Annotated in this window: 11 protein-coding genes and 2 tRNA genes; 7 read left to right on the forward strand and 6 right to left on the reverse strand. The window is 31.6% G+C overall.

Translation table 11 applies throughout. The features are described from left to right. Nucleotides 1-17: 17 nt before the first annotated feature. Nucleotides 18-3,158, reverse strand: a complete 3,141-nt coding sequence (gene lacZ / locus BMY96_RS11275) for a beta-galactosidase, LacZ type (RefSeq protein ID WP_092852211.1) — start codon at nucleotides 3,156-3,158, stop codon at nucleotides 18-20. Nucleotides 3,159-4,198: 1,040 nt separating this feature from the next. On the opposite strand from lacZ, the gene BMY96_RS11280 reads away from it, so the two are divergent. The 5 genes from BMY96_RS11280 to BMY96_RS11300 all read left to right on the forward strand — a co-directional run bounded on the left by BMY96_RS11280 (nucleotide 4,199) and on the right by BMY96_RS11300 (nucleotide 9,227). Then, a complete protein-coding gene (locus BMY96_RS11280; RefSeq protein ID WP_092852213.1) occupies nucleotides 4,199-5,692 on the forward strand; it encodes an ankyrin repeat domain-containing protein in 1,494 nt (497 codons plus the stop codon). Nucleotides 5,693-5,698: 6 nt separating this feature from the next. Further along, the gene (locus BMY96_RS11285) at nucleotides 5,699-6,193 is read left to right on the forward strand and encodes a DUF2271 domain-containing protein (RefSeq protein ID WP_092852215.1); all 495 of its coding nucleotides are present in this window, start codon (nucleotides 5,699-5,701) and stop codon (nucleotides 6,191-6,193) included. A gap of 118 nt (nucleotides 6,194-6,311) precedes the next feature. Next, entirely contained in the window at nucleotides 6,312-8,495 is a 2,184-nt protein-coding gene (locus BMY96_RS11290) for a PepSY domain-containing protein (RefSeq protein ID WP_092852217.1), read from the forward strand. Between the two features lie 10 nt (nucleotides 8,496-8,505). Beyond that, nucleotides 8,506-8,862, forward strand: a complete 357-nt coding sequence (locus tag BMY96_RS11295; RefSeq protein ID WP_092852219.1) for a DUF6686 family protein — start codon at nucleotides 8,506-8,508, stop codon at nucleotides 8,860-8,862. A 2-nt stretch (nucleotides 8,863-8,864) separates the two neighbouring features. After that, entirely contained in the window at nucleotides 8,865-9,227 is a 363-nt protein-coding gene (locus tag BMY96_RS11300) for a hypothetical protein (RefSeq protein ID WP_092852221.1), read from the forward strand. Between the two features lie 137 nt (nucleotides 9,228-9,364). On the opposite strand, the gene BMY96_RS11305 is transcribed toward BMY96_RS11300, so the two are convergent. The 3 genes from BMY96_RS11305 to BMY96_RS11315 form a co-directional block, all read right to left on the reverse strand. Further along, nucleotides 9,365-9,439 (reverse strand) — tRNA-Pro (locus BMY96_RS11305). A 33-nt stretch (nucleotides 9,440-9,472) separates the two neighbouring features. Continuing rightward, nucleotides 9,473-9,561: transfer RNA gene (locus tag BMY96_RS11310), tRNA-Ser, on the reverse strand. Nucleotides 9,562-9,660: 99 nt separating this feature from the next. Further along, a complete protein-coding gene (locus BMY96_RS11315) occupies nucleotides 9,661-11,715 on the reverse strand; it encodes an HD family phosphohydrolase (RefSeq protein WP_092852223.1) in 2,055 nt (684 codons plus the stop codon). 380 nt (nucleotides 11,716-12,095) lie between these two features. Between BMY96_RS11315 and BMY96_RS11320 the strand changes: the two genes are divergently transcribed. Then, nucleotides 12,096-13,274 carry an acetyl-CoA C-acyltransferase gene (locus tag BMY96_RS11320; RefSeq protein WP_092852225.1) on the forward strand — a complete coding sequence of 393 codons (1,179 nt, stop codon included), beginning with the start codon at nucleotides 12,096-12,098 and terminating at the stop codon, nucleotides 13,272-13,274. 90 nt (nucleotides 13,275-13,364) lie between these two features. Next, complete coding sequence (locus BMY96_RS11325; protein ID WP_092852226.1) at nucleotides 13,365-14,114, forward strand: C40 family peptidase; 750 nt, start codon at nucleotides 13,365-13,367, stop codon at nucleotides 14,112-14,114. A gap of 62 nt (nucleotides 14,115-14,176) precedes the next feature. Here the strand turns inward: BMY96_RS11325 and BMY96_RS11330 are convergent, their stop codons facing one another. After that, nucleotides 14,177-15,427, reverse strand: a complete 1,251-nt coding sequence (locus BMY96_RS11330; protein ID WP_092852228.1) for a tetratricopeptide repeat protein — start codon at nucleotides 15,425-15,427, stop codon at nucleotides 14,177-14,179. Nucleotides 15,428-15,444: 17 nt separating this feature from the next. After that, nucleotides 15,445-18,009, reverse strand: a complete 2,565-nt coding sequence (gene gyrA, locus BMY96_RS11335) for a DNA gyrase subunit A (protein WP_092852230.1) — start codon at nucleotides 18,007-18,009, stop codon at nucleotides 15,445-15,447. Between the last annotated feature and the right edge of the window lie 45 nt (nucleotides 18,010-18,054).

Genomic DNA, 18,054 nt, shown 5'->3' on the forward strand with positions numbered 1-18,054 from the left:
TTGATTTTAATTGAGTTTTATTTTTCACTTTTATTTGGTACTATTTCAAAACTATAAGAGTAGTTTTTATTGATTAAGCGATATTGTTGGTGTGGTTTTGATCGTTTAGTCCATGTATCATCTCCACCTAACCCCATTTGCTTATAGTCAATATTAAGAGTTATAAACTTTCTATTAGGAAGTTCATTTATATGTTTAGCTTTTGTTAAATCAAGCATGGTGTAAGGCCAAGCACTAAAACTTAAAGGTTGTAAACCTTGAATATGCCACCCACTTTTTTTATTATTTACTACACTAAACCACTTTACATCTGTACGGTTGCTGCTCTCCTGTGGCTTAACATAAGCAACAAAATCATTTTTAACATGGGCTTTATACCTTCCAAAAGCGGCGCCATTATTTCTGTCGGAATAATTTTCGTGTGGCCCCCTACCAAACCATTCAATATTTTCTAAATCTTTAGATATTTCCATCTGCACTCCAAAACGAGGAAGCTCGGGAAGATCCATAGTTCCTGCAATATAATTGCAGGTTACTCTAATATAGCCTTGAGGTTTTATTACATATAAAATACGATACTTAGAGTCCATATTTTTCATACTGTAAGAAGCTTCAATTTCTACTAAATTAGATTCACTATTAATTTTAAAATTATTTAATATCAAATTATCTGCTGCGGTTTTCCATACCCCTTGGTGCTTAGCTACTTTTGCTCCTCTCTCATCATTATCGGTAAGTGCACGCCAAAAATTTGGCTTCATTTCAGAAAGTAATATATTTTTATTGTCTATTTTATAGCCACTTAAAAACCCTGTATTTTTATTAAATTTTATGACTATATTATCACTTTTAAGTTCTAATTCCTTTTCTTTATTTAAGACCTTAATACTTGAAAAAGTAGACTTATAAATGTTTGTAGAATAACTTTGAGTACTAGGAATTTCGAATTGGTTCCAAGCTACAACATATCCTTTTTTAGCCCAAAAGGTATTGTGTTTTAACTTAAAATTAATAGTAATATAATAGGACTTACCTTTAATGAAATTAGGAAGCTTGTAAGGTAAACTTAATTCGTCTGTTTTTTGAGGGTCTAATTGTAAAGACTCGAGTATTCCTGACTGTAATACTCTACCTTCCTCTTCCAGTTTCCACTCTAAATCATATTGATTGAGGTTTAAAAAACTGTGTCTATTTTCTATCTTAAAAGTACCTTTACCAATGCTTACTGGTTTTACAAGAATGGGCTGAAAAATCTTTTTACATTCCCAAGCTGCTGGTTGTGGTGTTTGATCTGGAAAAATAACTCCGTTAATATTAAAGTTTTCAGAATTTATGGTATCTCCAAAATCGCCACCATAAGCCCAGAACTCTTCATCACTCTTATCTTTTTTAATTAAGCCTTGGTCCGTCCAGTCCCAAATAAAACCACCTATCATTCTTTTGTTATTCCAAATAGCTTCCCAAAACTCTAACAAATTCCCTGTAGAATTCCCCATAGAATGGGCGTACTCACACCACATTACGGGCCTATCATCTTTTTTATTATTTGCTATTGCAACAACCTCAGGTATGGAAGTATACATACGGCTAATTACATCAACATATTCGGGATCGATAGTATTATCGCTATACTGCGCCCCTTCGTAATGTATAAACCGAGTTGGATCGTAAGCCTTTATCCAGCCCGCCATAGCCGCATGATTTGGGCCCATACCAGATTCGTTACCTAAAGACCAACCTATAATAGATGGATGGTTTTTGTCGCGCTCCACCATACCCATAGCCCGTTGCATAAAAGAAGCATTCCAAACTGGAGCATTAGTTAATTTACCACCTAAGCCGTGCGTTTCAATATTCGCTTCATCCAAAACATATAGTCCATATTTATCACATAATTCATACCATCTAGGAGTGTTTGGGTAATGCGATGTTCTTACCGCATTAAAATTGAGTTGCTTCATTAATTTTATGTCCCTAATCATGGTTTCTTCATCTACAACCTTTCCTGTTCGTTGGTTATGCTCATGACGATTAACACCATATAAGTATATAGGCTTTCCATTTACCCATAACTTTCCTTCTTTTGTTTCTACAGTTCTAAAGCCGATTTTAGAGCTACGTGCTTCAATAACTTTATTGTTTTGATCTGTTATTTTTAAGACTAAATTATAAAGATTTGGTGTTTCCGCCGACCATTTTTTAGGGTTACTAATTTCTGCTGTAAGTAAAGAAAACGTGGTTGCACCGCTGTATGGAAATTTCTCATTAATAATAGTTTCAATACTTTTTCTTAATGGTTTTTTAAGAACAGATTTACCATCTGCGTCAAAAAGCATTGCCTCCAAATGCCACCCATTTAATTTCTTTTCAGTTTCGTTTACAATTTTCGGTCTTATTTCTAAAATAGCATTATGATAAGTACTATCTAAATTGGTACGAACAAAATAATCTTGAATATACGTTAAAGGTGTAGCTTCTAAATACACTTCTCTATGAATACCACTTAAACGCCAATGATCTTGGTCCTCCAAGTAACTTCCATTACTCCATCTAAACACTTTTACTGCCAGTTTATTGGTACCGGTGGTTAAATATTTTGTAATATCAAATTCGGCCGGTAAACGACTTCCTTCGCTATATCCAACTTTTTGGCCATTAACCCATACATAAAAGGCAGAACTAACACCTCCAAAATGTAAAACAACTCGTTCTTTCTCCCAACCCAATGGGATTTCAAAATTCTTTACATAACATCCCGTAGGATTATCGTTTGTTGGTACATAAGGTGGATTTACTGGCACAAATGGATATATGGTATTTGTATAAATAGCCGTTCCGTAGCCTTCCAATTCCCAGTTGGCCGGTACTTTTATATCCTGCCATTTCGACGTGTTAAAATCTAGCTTAAAAAAATTTGGAGACGATTCTTTAATTGTTTTGGACCATTGGAATTTCCAATTACCATTTAACGGAATGTATCTTTCGGATTCAATTTTGTTTGCATTTATAGCATTTTTGTCATTTCTAAATGATATGGAACTAGCACGAGCAGGTAACTTATTAATTCCAAAAACTGCTGGATTTTCCCAGTCATTATTTTGCGAAATGAGTAGGTTTGAGCAAATTACAATACATATAAATGAAACGATTTTTGACATCTTAATTGATTTTAAATAAAAGGATAAAAAACTCAATATAATTGCTAGATTAATTTAACTTAAATCACTGTGATTTTTTGGTTACAAATAAGGCAACAATTAGCTAAATTATATCTCTATTATGGTTTAAAAATTATAAACGTGATTTAAATTATTTTTTAAAATTAGCTTAAATCCGTATAAAGGGTTTTACTATTTGTTTAATTATTATTGCTTTTAATAAGCCCCGTAATATAAATATCAAATATATAATTAGCTTAACAAATAAATGAGGTCAAATAATGCATTTCGCAGGGGGTATAAATCAAAGTGAGACCATATTTGTTAAATTAATTTTTTCAGTTCAATAAAGAAAAATTATATGGCTTTTTCAGATAAAAACTTTAATAAAACTAAAATATATTTCTACTCACTAATAATTATGTCGTTAATTACTTTTTTTCAATTATAGCCAAAATCAATAAATATTAGATTAAATGGGTTTATGAAGTTGAATTAAAAAATAGAAATTTGTAAACTCCCTACACAGCCTTTAATATTATAACCTCTGTTATAACTTGAATATTACACCTTAATCTGTTTTTTTATAAGAACAAACAAAAGCAATTATTACCCAAACATTACTGTATTTTCGGAAATTGAAATTATGATTAGTAACACTACACTTTTACTAAGCAGTAATTATTTTATATAATTTAAATATCGCTTTGAGGCCGTTTAAATATAGTATTGAAACACCAATAAAAAGAAAGGCCAAAAAAAAAGACAAAAATAAAATCTTAAAAAATTTTTATTTAGAATGATTCTTGATAAATTTGCTGAGATTAAATTTATTTTTAATGAGTCTAAATAAAAACAAGTAGTTTTAACAACTACACTTATTACAATACAAACCATCAGTCGTGAGACAAAAAAAAAGAAAATTGCAAATTATTTTATTGTAACACAAGAGTCTAAACTTTTAATAAAAATTTAAAATAAAACATTTTACATCTAATAAATTAATAACAAAATTTTAAAAACACCCATATAATAAAAATATGACTAAATTAATCCCCCTAGTATGCTCAATATTATACACATTAAATGTGCTAGCACAAGATGACAATATATTGAGAGATAGAAAATTTTGGGCAAAAAACCCCAATTTAGAAACCATTAAACAAACGGTTAACGCTGGACACAGTCCTACACAACTAACATCTTCTGGTTTTGATGCCGTTACCAGTAGTATTTTTGCAAAGGCAAATATTGATATTGTAAAATATTTATTAAGCTTTAAAGAGAATAAACCCAATAAATTAACCCACGACGGACGTACATATCTATTTTGGGCGGCCTATTCTGGTAATTTAGAGCTTGTAAATTATTTATTAAACCATGGCGCACGTGTTGATATTATTGACGATAAAGGAAATTCACCTTTAATTTTCACCGCAGCCGCAGGAGAAACAAATACTAAAATTTACGATGCTTTAATTTCAAAAGGTGCAAATGTTAAATATGAAACTAATAAAAATGGAGCAAATGCCCTTTTATTATTAATCCCTAAATTATCAGATTTTGAAATCGTTGAATATTTTGAGTCTAAAGGCATTAGCTTAAAAAGTAAAGATAATTACGGTAATGGTGTATTTAACTATACGGCACAAACTGGTAATATTAAAATGTTAAAAAAACTAGTTGCAAAAGGCATTGCTTATAACACCGTAAATACAGAAGGTGGAAATGCCTTTATCTTTGCAAGTCAAGGCAGCCGAAGACATTCAAACGGTATAGATGTTTATAATTATTTAGAAAGCCTGGGTATTAATCCAAATATAACAACTACCGAAGGAAAAAACCCTTTAATTAATGTTGCTTCAAACACTAAAGACACCGGAATAATTGATTACTTTATAAAAAAAGGATTAAACCCTAATGCTGCAGATAAAGATGGTAACACTCCCTTTTTAAAAGCAGCACAATCTAATAACCTAGAAATATTACAATATCTATTTAAATTAACTAAAGACATCAATTTAGTTAATAATGATGGGCAATCTGCCTTAACTTTAGCTGTACAGTATAATAAACTAGAAATAGTTAATTATTTATTAGCACAGAAAGCTAATGCCCAAATAGTAGATAACAAAGGAAATAATTTAGCATACTATTTAGTAAATGCTTACGTACCTAGAGATAAAGCGAATTTTTATAAAAAAGGTAAATTACTTACCGATAATAATGTAGATTTTTCAGCCATACAATCAGGTAATAATACGCTTTATCAAATAGCCATTGAAAAATTAGATTTAGAACTACTTAAATTTTTAGAACCCTTAAAAATAGACATTAATGTTATTAACAACGACGGATTGTCTGTATTGCACCTAGCAGCCATGAAATCTAAAGATGATTCCATTTTAAAATATCTATTAGAGCAAGGTGCCAATAAAAAGGCATTAACAGAATTTGACGAATCGGTTTATGATTTAGCACAAGAAAACGAACTTATTAAAGCTAACGCTATAAATATTACTTTCTTAAAATAATTTAATATGAAAACCCTTTTTAAACAAACCAAATACATTACCATACTATCCCTTTTATTAGTTACTTTTTTAGCTTTTACAGCTAAACCTAACACCTATAAATGTATGGTACAAATGATTAATTATAATGGTGAAGGCGCTTATGTGGTTATATCACTAATAAATCCAGAAGGAACGTATGAAAAAACACTTTATGTACAAGGCGATGATGATGAATGGTACCACGATATAGCAGAATGGTGGCGTTTTTACGGTAAAACCAAAACAGACATAGATGCTATTACAGGTGCTACAATTGGCGGAGGTGAGCGCGCTATAAATGTTATTGAAATAGAACCAGATAAAATTAACACAGGTTATAGTTTAAGGTTTGAAACTGCTGTTGAAGACAAAGAATATTTCATTAAAGATGTAGAATTCCCATTAACTACCCAAAACATAAAGCTTAAACACGAAGGTAAAGGATATATAAGATACATACGTATGATGCCTCAAAATTAAGAACAAACCTCTTTAATGTCTTGCCCTTGCTTTATAATTCTAAGGCGATACATTAAAAATTTTTATTACCAAAAATCTTAAAAAACGCTTTGCTAAAAGTTATACAAATATTCCTGTAATGACGATTTCTATTTGGAGACTTAGCCACCTTATTTTAGCTATTTCCTCTTCATTATTTATAATTCTAGCTGCTTTAACCGGTACAATCTTAGCATTCGAACCAATTTCGAATAAGCTAGAGCCGTTTGCCGTAAAAAATGCTTCAGCACTTAGTCTTTCTAGCACTATAGAAAATCTAAAAAACGAATACGATGAAATTATTAATATAGAAATTGATAAAAATAATTTTATAACAGCCTCGGTAGTAACAAAACAAGGGCAAAGTGATAGTTTTTATCTTAATCCGTTTACAGCTAAAAAAATTGGAAACACAATCGAAAAGGCACCTATTTTTCGTTTTACTACCAACCTTCATAGATCGTTATTTTTAAAATCTACCGGACGTGCGATAGTTGGTATAGTTTCCTTTGTATTGTTTTTAATGGCTATAACTGGCATTATTTTAATTGCAAAACGACAAGGTAGTCTTAAGGATTTTTTTTCAAAAACTATAAAAGAAGATTTTAACCAATACTATCATGTTCTTTTAGGTAAATACACTTTAATACCAATAATAATAGTTACTCTTACCGGTGTTTTTTTGTCTTTGGAAAGGTTTTCATTTTTACCCGAAAGTAAAACCCCTCACATTAAACAACAACAAACCTCAATTAGTACACCAAACACCGAAAGTTTTAATATTTTCAACACCTTAACTTTAGGGGATATAAAAGGGGTTGAATTTCCTTTTTCTGATGATATTGAAGATTATTTCATTATAAAATTACATGATAAAGAACTTTATGTAAACCAATATAATGGACAAATAGTAAGCGAAAAACTAGATAATTTTAAAGCTCTTGCTACGCATTGGAGCTTAGTTTTACATACTGGGCAAGGGTCTATCTTATGGTCTATCTTACTACTGTTAACTAGTATTAGCATTTTATTTTTTGTGTATTCGGGGTTTTCTATGGCCTTAACAAGAAAAAATAACACTATAAAAATTAAAAATACTTTTAATAAAAATTCTGCCGAATATATAATTCTCGTAGGTTCTGAAACCGGAAGTACTTTTAAATTTGCTAAACTACTTTTTAACGCTTTATTGGCTTTAGGAAAATCTGTTTACATTTCGGAGTTAAACCAATATACTACCTATAAAAAAGCTACAAACCTATTGGTACTCACCTCAACGTATGGTGAAGGTAATGCTCCTGATAATGCTAAATATTTTGAAAAACTTATACAAGATACGCCACAAGAAAACACACTGCAATATGCTGTAGTTGGTTTTGGTTCTTTAGCGTACAAAGGTTTTTGTAAATACGCTATACTGGTAGATGGTCTGCTTCAACAACATAAAAAATGTACACCTAGCTTAACACTACATAAAATAAATAATAAATCGTTTACAGAGTTTAAAAATTGGGCAGATACTTGGGCTAAAAGTAAAAATTTAGCACTTCAAGTAAACCAGCCTAAAAACGAACCTAAACAAAAAATAACACCTTTTAAAGTAGTTACCCGCATCAACTTAAATAGTGATTATTCATTTTTACTAGAAATACAACCTTTAAAAAAAATAGCTTTTAAGTCTGGAGATTTGCTTTCCATAACTCCTAAAAACGAAACAGTAGCAAGACAATATTCCATTGGTAAAACAGGTAAAACTATTTTATTAAGTATAAAAAAACATGAGTTTGGGGTATGCTCTAACTATTTAAACAATTTAAAATTAAACGATATGTTATCTGCCAATATTGAACAAAACACAGCCTTTCATTTTCCTAAATCGGCAAAGGAAGTTATAATGATTTCTAATGGTACAGGAATTGCCCCATTTTTAGGTATGATTACAGATGAAAATTTAAAACATTCTAAAAACTATTTATTTTGGGGAGGACGAACAAATGCGTCTTACAAAATGTACTCCAAATATATAGATGATGCTTTTTATAATAAAAAGCTATCTGGTGTTTATTTAAGTTTTTCGCAAGGCGAAAGTCAAAAAAAGTATGTTCAAAATGCGTTGATGGAAAAAGAAGATTTAGTTTCTAAAGTTTTAAAAAACAACGGTATTGTAATGATTTGCGGTTCGGTTGCCATGCAAAATGGAGTTTTAAAAACATTAGAGCATATTTCAAGAGATAAACTTAATACACCGCTAAACATGAAACTTATAAAAACTGACTGCTACTAAAACCAAAAGTATGTGTACTAAAATTAAAATCATATCAAAAGTAAAAAGTGGAGAATTGTATTTATGTCGTGATTGCCATGTTTATCATCTAGAATTTAATAATATTTATTTAGAGTTTAATGCCAAAGAATTTAAACAATTTAAAAACTTTATTCTGGATCTTGAAATTGAATATTGGGAACATAAATATGCATCGGCAAGAGTAAAACGCAAAATACCCATTCCATCTATGCAACAAAACCTTGTTTTAATGTTTAACAGAGAGGAAATCAAAGAATTAAAATCCCTTTTTACGAATACCACAAACAGTACTTTTACAAGAGATTTAAAAACAAAAGATATAGATTATACACTAATATTAAATTAAACATGGACGATATTACAGTAATTTATAAAAATAATTTTGGTTTAGTTTTTTACTGGAAGCGCTGCGCTGCAAAAAATTACAAAAAATTAAACCTAGTTTTTAATAATACTGCGTTACATTTAACAGAGGTTGAAATGCTTATATTTTCCGGACATATTGAAACCGCTTTAAATAAATTAATAAAAATTAATAATACTAGCGACCAAGAACACCTTATGCATTTGGAAACTCCAACGCCTCAAGTAAGTTTTATTGTTAACTATGAAGAGTTAATTTGTGTACAAAACCTAGTAGAAGGTGCTTTATTTGAGCTCGAATTAATTACTTGTTTAGACTATATTCATAATCAAAATAAAAGTAGCTAACCATATTAACCAGAAAGTAGATTTATAATAATTTTTGTAACACTCCTATCACATTACATTAAAACCAAATTATTTTAAAAAAAAACACCATTAATCAAAGATTAACGGTGTTTTAATATTGTCTATTCCCAGACTTGTCGGGGTGGCAGGATTCGAACCTGCGACCTCCGCGTCCCAAACGCGGCGCGATAACCGGGCTACGCTACACCCCGATTTGGTTATCTAAACTTCTATAAAGAAATTTGCGGAGAGACAGGGATTCGAACCCTGGGTAAGTGTTTCCACCTACGACGATTTAGCAAACCGCTCCTTTCGGCCACTCAGGCACCTCTCCAGTATTTTAATATAAGAACGTGCATTTAATTTCAAACGCGGATGCAAATTTAGTTTTTATCTTAAATAACACAAATATTTTTTAACTTTTTTTTACTTTTTATTCAGGATATTCAATTCTTAAATGGTAAATATTTGCAAGCTTGTGTTTTAGCACTTTTTTAATAGATTGAATTTCTTTAAAAGTAATGTTAGCATTTAAAAACTGCCCTTCTTCTATTTGTTTATTTATAATTTTTTCTACAAACGCTTCAATTTTAGTTGAAGTTGGCTCTTTTAAACTTTTTGAAGCTGCTTCAATACTGTCACACATCATTAAAATAGCCGTTTCTTTACTAAACGGTTTTGGCCCCGGGTAACTAAAATCTAACTTGTCTATATCTAAATCTGGATAGTCCTTTTTCTCCTGCATATAAAAATAATACACAACACTAGTGCCGTGATGCGTGCGTATAAAATCAATTACTCGATCTGGTAAATTATTTTTTCTAGCTATTTCTATGCCATCAATAACATGGTCTGTTATTATTCTAGCACTTTCCTTTGAAGATAACTCGTCGTGCGGATTAATTCCTGTAGACTGGTTTTCTGTAAAATACGTTGGGTTTTTCATTTTACCAATATCATGATATAATGCTCCTACTCTAGCTAACATGGCATTTGCTCTTATTTCGTTTGCAGAAGCCTCTGCTAAATTAGCTACGTTTAAAGAATGATGAAATGTTCCTGGTGCTTTATTAGAAAGTTCTTTAAGCAGTTTACTATTGGTATCAGAAAGTTCTAAAAGTGATACATCTGAAACTAAACCAAAAAGCTTTTCGTAGGCATAAATTAAAGGCTGCACAAACAAGGTGGCTAAACCGCATAAAATAAACCAAATAAACGTTTCCCACTTTAAAGACTCTACACTGCCCTCATGTATTACAAAAAAAGCAAAATAAGCTATGATATATATTAGTGTTATTTGACCTACAGATATAAACAAATTAGCTCGTTTATAAAGCTCGGAAACGGTTAAAATAGTAACTATACCTGCTATAATTTGCAAAAACAAATACTCGTAACTATTAGGCACAATAAATCCTAATAAAAGCACTGTTAATACGTGAGCAAATAAACCTAAACGTGCATCAAAAAAAGCTTTAAATACTAAGGGTAAAATACAAATAGGAACTATATAAATGTATTTAGAATCGTATTTTACAACCAGTGTGGTTATAAATACCATTAATAAGATATTAAAAAATATAAACGTAACTTTTGTATTATTTTCAAAAACGGTAATTCTATACTTTCGTAAAAAAAGAAGCAGCATTAATAAAGCTAAAGCAACTAGTAACGTATAAGCAAACAAAACCCAATTATAATTAGATTCATTCCATACCTGCGACTCATATTCTAACTGTAGTGATTTTAAAATTTGATACTTATCACCTTCTATAACTTCACCTTTAGAAATAATTAAAGTTTCTTTTGCAATACTTCCTCTCGTATATGATATTCGGCTTAACTCATCATTAATAGCCTTATCGGTAAAACTTTTGTTGTACGTAATATTTGGCTCTATTAAATCAAAACAAAATGCCAAAAATTGGGCTTTAAAACTAGATAAATTACTTTTTGCCAATTGGTATTCTATAACTCGATCTAAATCATTCTGCTTTATAAGGTTGGAGTAAAAACCTTCTTGTTTTTTTTCTCTTCCATCTAAAATTACAATAGATTTATCTAAGTCAAAATTATAATTTTCACTTAAAACGCCATAACTATATAATTCTGACACAACACGTTTTCCTGCATCAAATAAACTTTTAGAAATATTAGTAGGTATTGTATCTGGAAACGAATATTTAAACTGTTTACTAAAGGACTCTGTAACTTTATTATATACAGTATTATCTATATCAAAATATAATATACTATGGTCTAATATTCGCTTTTTCTCTAAAGCAATTTCGGCATCGGTTTTTTTTATTGCGAAATCAAACGGAGCTTGTAAGCTTTCGGACTGCCATGGCTTACCTTTTTCAAAACTATATTTAAATTTTCCACTTTTAGGAAATAAATACACAATTAAAAAAGTAGTGCTTATAAACAACAATACTTTATAAATTAAAGCGTGATTTTTGTATAATTTATTTATAACGTCTTTCATGTTTCTGCTCTAAATACTCCTTTATTAAATCTAATACCCGATTACTTTCGCACTTTAATTTTTGCTTTAAACTATTAAGTTATATTTAATTTAATTAGTATAATTATCAAATGTAATAAATTTATTGTCTTTTACCTGGTTTTACAAGGTAGTCCTTCTAACAATTTTAGTTTGCTTAATGTTCTATTAAAAACGTAGCTAGGGTATAAATATTTAACGCTTTACTTAAAGTTTAAACTTAAAAAAAGTTAAAAACACGGGTTAATACACACTCTTTTAATTTAATGAAGAAGCTTAAAAACTAGTTCTATTCTAAACCTTTAAATTTCTACTAAAAAATCGTTATTTTCGCAAGTAGTATACTAAAAACGTGTTATTAAATGAATAAAGAAGTCGTTATTGTTTCTGCCGTTAGAACTCCTATAGGGAGTTTTTTAGGTTCTTTATCAACTATTTCCGCACCTAAATTAGGTGCTATAGCTATTCAAGGGGCTTTAGAAAAAATAAGTTTAAACCCAGAACTTGTTGAAGAAGTTTTAATGGGTAACGTTGTACAAGCAGGAACAGGACAGGCTCCGGCAAGACAGGCTGCAATTTTTGCGGGTATTCCAAATACAGTACCTTGTACAACTGTTAATAAAGTTTGTGCCTCTGGAATGAAAGCTGTAATGCAAGCAGCACAATCTATAGCCCTAGGAGACGCAAATATTATAGTTGCTGGCGGTATGGAAAACATGAGTTTAATCCCGCACTATTTATACGCAAGAAACGCAACAAAATTTGGGTCAACTACGTTGGTAGATGGTATGCAAAAAGATGGGTTGGTAGATGTTTACCATAAAAACGCTATGGGTGTATATGCAGATTTATGTGCTACTAAATATAAATTTTCTAGAGAAGATCAAGATGCATACGCTATAAATTCCTATAACAGGTCTGCCAAAGCTTGGGAAAATGGCAAATTTAATAACGAAATAGTACCTGTTGAAGTGCCTCAACGCCGCGGAGAACCTATTATTGTGATTAAAGATGAAGAGTACAGCAAAGTAAAAATGGATAAAATTCCGCAATTACAACCTGCTTTTTCTAAAGATGGTACAGTAACTGCTGCAAACGCTTCGACTATAAATGATGGTGCAGGTGCTATGGTTTTAATGAGTAAAGAAAAAGCCCAAGAATTAGATCTAAAAGTTTTAGCAACAATAAAAAGTTATGCTGATACTGCTCATGAACCGGAGTGGTTTACAACATCCCCATCAAAAGCTCTACCTAAAGCTTTAAATAAAATTGGAATGGAGTTAGACGATGTAGATTTTTTTGAGCTCAATGAAGCGTTTTCTGTTGTTGGTTTAGCTAACATGAAAATATTAGGTCTTTCTAATGAGCGCGTAAATGTTAATGGCGGTGCTGTTTCATTAGGACACCCTTTGGGGTGTTCTGGAGTAAGAATATTAATTACATTATTAAACGTACTAGAGCAAAATAATGCAAAAATTGGTGCCGCAGCAATTTGCAATGGTGGCGGTGGTGCATCTGCAATGATTATTGAACGCCCCTAACATATAAGTTACAAACCAATAGCATAGTAGTACTCCAAATGAACTTAAGCACTATTTTTCCTTTTAGAAATTTTATAACACTATTTTTTAATGCAGTACGGTATTTGTAATTTAAGCATTGTTCCGCTTCGAAATGAGCCAGCAGATGTTAGTGAATTAATTTCACAGGTCCTTTATGGCGATTTTTTTAAAATTTTAGAACAACGAAAGCAGTGGGCCAAAATTAGGCTAGCGTTTGATAATTATGAAGGCTGGATAGATAATAAGCAGTATATCGAAATAACAGAACAACAATACAAGGTTATCCATAAGGAAACCCCTGTATTATCTACAGACCTAGTTGAATTTATCGAGGATAAAAACCAGCAATTATTCCCTATCGTTATTGGCTCTAGCTTAAATGGACTATCATTGATAAACCATAACTACGAAGGTAATTTTGTTAACCTACAAATAGATAAAACCAATATTATTAAAACAGCATATATGTATTTAAATACACCTTACTTGTGGGGTGGAAAAACACCTTTTGGTATTGATTGCTCTGGATTTACACAAATGGTATACAAGCTTAATGGTTATAAGTTATTACGTGACGCTTCGCAGCAGGCAACTCAAGGAGAGGCCTTAAGCTTTATTGAGGAAAGTGAACCGGGTGATTTAGCTTTTTTTGATAATAGTGAAGGTATTATTACCCATGTAGGTATTATTATGAAAGATAACTATATTATACACGCTCACGGCAAAGTTAGAATTGATCGCTTAGACCATTCTGGCATCTATAACATTGACCAAAAAAGGCACACACATAAACTACGGGTTATAAAAAAGATAATATAAAAAAAGCCGCTTTAAGGCGGCTTTTTTTATATTATCTTTTTTATGTTTGGTAATCCATATTACTATTTTCCCGACACAGACGCTGCTTTATCGCTCATTTCATTAGCTTTAGCTGTTTCACCTAAAGCTAAGTAAATGTTTTTTAATTGAATATAAATATCCGATTTAGTATTTGAATTCTTACTTATAAAATCAAGTAATACATTAGCTCCGTCTTTAAACAATTGATTCTTTTCAACTTTATATTGTTCATATTTCACATCATCGGCTTTACTTGTTCCTAATTTACCCATAGTTGCAATAACCATATTTCCTTTTTCAATATAGTAATTTGAAAGATTTAGTGCTGCATCACTATAACTAGGATCTATACTTAATACCGTTTCGAAAGATTTTTTAGCTGCCTCTAAATCTCCTTTATTCATGCTAACAACACCAACGTTATAATGCAATGCGGCGTTATTTGGCTGTTTAACTAAGGCTTGCTCTATTAAATTTTTAAATTTATCTTCATCTTTCAACTGTAAATAAATATTAGCCTCGTTAATAATTAGATCTACATTGTCTGGGTTTTCTGCCCTAGCGTCCTTAATTGCAGAAAGTGCCTTTTCGTTATCGCCATTAGAAATATAAATAAGTGCAATATTTTTAACAATCTCCGGTTTTTTAGATTCCGTTTTACGCTCACCAGGCTTTATATAAGTTCCAGTTTTAACGTATAAATCACGAGTTTCTTTAGTTAAAATCTCTTCTTCGCCTGTTTCCTTATTTGTAGCAAAATACTCTTTTGTAATACCCGTATAGTTTAAATCTTTAAGCTCTTCATAAAATCCTAGAGCTCTATCGTATTCTTGTTCGTTAATTGCAGTTGCAGCAGCAAAATACAGAAACATAGTATCCTTAGTTTTTACCCTATATGCTTTTTCAAAATACTTTGAGGCTTTAGAATAGTTTTGGTCTTTATACGCCTTGTCTCCTATGGTTATTAAATTGTTAGAAATTGTTTGTTTTAATACCTTAATTTCATCCCCATATACATCTTTTGCTTTATTAAAGTTCTCCAATACAGCTCCAATATCACTAAGACTTCCTTTTCCATTAGCGTATAAAACTTGTCCTTTTAAAAAGTATAACTTAGCTTTTAACTTATCGTCCATACCGGACAATAAGCCTTCAGCCTGAGTTATGGCTGTTTTAGCTTCAGCGAAATTATTATTTTTAATAGCCTTTTCGACAAGTTTCAATTCCTTTTTCTGTGCAAATGTAAATGCACTTATTGAAAATGCTAAAGCGATGATTAATTGTTTTTTCATTTTAAATAATATTAAATTTAAGATTCAGTGTTATTATTGTCTATATTAGTATCAAGAGTTGTGCCATCATCTGAAGCCTCAATGTTTTCGCTATTTTCAGCGATTATCACATTGCCATCTTCATCTAATTCCACCTCATCTTCATCATGCATTACTTTTGCAACAGCAGCAATGGAGTCTTTACCCTTTAGGTTAATTAATTTAACACCTTGAGTGGCACGACCCATAACTCGTAAATCTTTTACAGCCATTCTAATTGCTATACCAGATTTATTGATAATCATTAAATCATCATCGTCTGTTACATTTTTAATAGACACTAAGTTACCTGTTTTTTCGGTAATTGAAATGGTTTTTACGCCTTTTCCGCCACGATTGGTAATTCTGTAGTCTTCTAAGCTTGAACGTTTACCATAACCGTTCTCTGAGACTACTAATACATTACTCTCCATATCATCGACGGCAATCATACCAATTACCTCGTCTGTTTTTTCATCTTGTAAACGAATACCTCTTACACCTGATGCTCCACGTCCCATAGGTCGTGTTTTAGCTTCTTCAAAACGAATAGCTTTACCAGATTTTAGTGCTAACATAACTTGACTTTCGCCTGTTGTTAATTTAGCTTCTAATAATACATCGTCGTCTTTAATTGTAATCGCATTAATTCCGTTTGTTCTAGGACGCGAATATTGCTCTAAAGAGGTCTTTTTTACCTGACCTTTTTTAGTAGCCATAATTACGTAATGATTATTAATATACTCTTCATCTTTTAAATCTTGAGTACAAATAAACGCCATTACCTTATCGTCCTGCTCGATATTTATAAGGTTTTGAATGGCACGCCCTTTAGATGTTTTACTACCTTCAGGTATTTCGTAAACGCGCATCCAGAAACATTTTCCTTTCTGGGTAAAGAATAACATGTATTGGTGGTTGGTACCAACAAATAGATGCTCTAAGAAATCTTCATTTCTTGTGGTAGATGCTTTTTGCCCTACACCACCTCTATTTTGAGTTTTGTATTCTGTTAATGAGGTACGTTTAATATATCCTGCATGCGAAATAGTGATTACCACTTTTTCGTTAGGAATCATATCTTCAATACTTAAATCGCCACCAGCGTATTCAATTACAGAACGACGCTCATCTCCATATTTATCTCTTACAACTTCCAACTCGCCTTTTATGATATCCATACGACGCTCTTTCTTGTCTAGAATATCTTTAAGATCGATAATGGTTTTCATTATGTCTTCGTACTCGCCACGTAACTTATCTTGCTCTAAACCTGTAAGCTGACGCAATCTCATTTCTACAATTGCCTTAGCTTGAATTTCTGAAAGTTTAAAACGTTCTATTAAGTTTGTTCTTGCTTCATCGGCGTTTGAAGATGCTCTAATTATTTTTATTACTTCATCAATATTATCAGAAGCTATAATTAAACCTTCTAAAATATGAGCACGCTCTTCTGCTTTACGCAATTCGTAAGTGGTACGTCTAACAACTACCTCATGTCTATGCTCAACAAAATAATGGATTAATTCTTTTAAGTTTAATAATTGCGGACGCCCATTAACTAATGCAATATTATTTACACTAAATGAAGATTGTAGCGCCGTATATTTAAATAACTTATTTAAAACGATATTTGGGATAGCATCGCGTTTTAAAACGTAAACAATGCGCATTCCGTTTCTATCAGACTCATCTCTAATAAGCGAGATACCTTCTAGCTTTTTATCGTTAACTAAGTCGGCAGTTTTCTTAATCATATCTGCCTTATTCACTTGGTACGGAATCTCGTCAACAATAATACATTCACGACCATTTACCTCTTCAATATTGGTTTTAGCACGCATTACAATACGCCCTCTACCCGTATGAAAAGCTTCTTTTACACCATCGTAACCATAAATTGTTCCTCCTGTTGGAAAATCTGGTGCTTTTATGTGTGTAATTAGCTCGTCAATTTCAATATCATTATTTTCAATGTATGCTATTGTACCATTAACAACTTCGGTTAAATTGTGAGGTGGCATATTTGTAGCCATACCTACTGCAATACCAGAAGCTCCGTTAACCAATAATCCTGGAATACGAGTTGGTAAAACTGTTGGTTCCTGTAAGGTATCATCAAAATTTAATTTATGATCTACAGTTTCCTTATCAATATCTGCCAACATGTCCTCAGAAATTTTGCGCATACGCGCTTCTGTATAACGCATTGCTGCAGGACTATCTCCATCAATTGACCCAAAGTTACCTTGACCATCTACCAGCATATAACGCAAACTCCATTCCTGAGCCATACGCACCATAGCATCGTATACTGAGGTATCACCGTGTGGGTGATACTTACCTAAAACCTCTCCAACTATTCTTGCGGACTTTTTATGTGCTGTGTTAGCTCTAACACCCAGTTCGTGCATACCGTAAAGTACACGTCTATGAACCGGTTTTAAACCATCTCTTACATCTGGTAAAGCACGTGACACAATGACCGACATTGAATAATCAATGTAAGCCGATTTCATCTCATCCTCAATATTAATAGGGATCAATTTTTCTCCTTCTGCCATATATAAATTAATTTAGTTATATGTAAATTTCTTAACACGCTAATA

Source organism: Algibacter pectinivorans, assembly GCF_900112595.1.
Lineage (GTDB): Bacteria > Bacteroidota > Bacteroidia > Flavobacteriales > Flavobacteriaceae > Algibacter_B > Algibacter_B pectinivorans.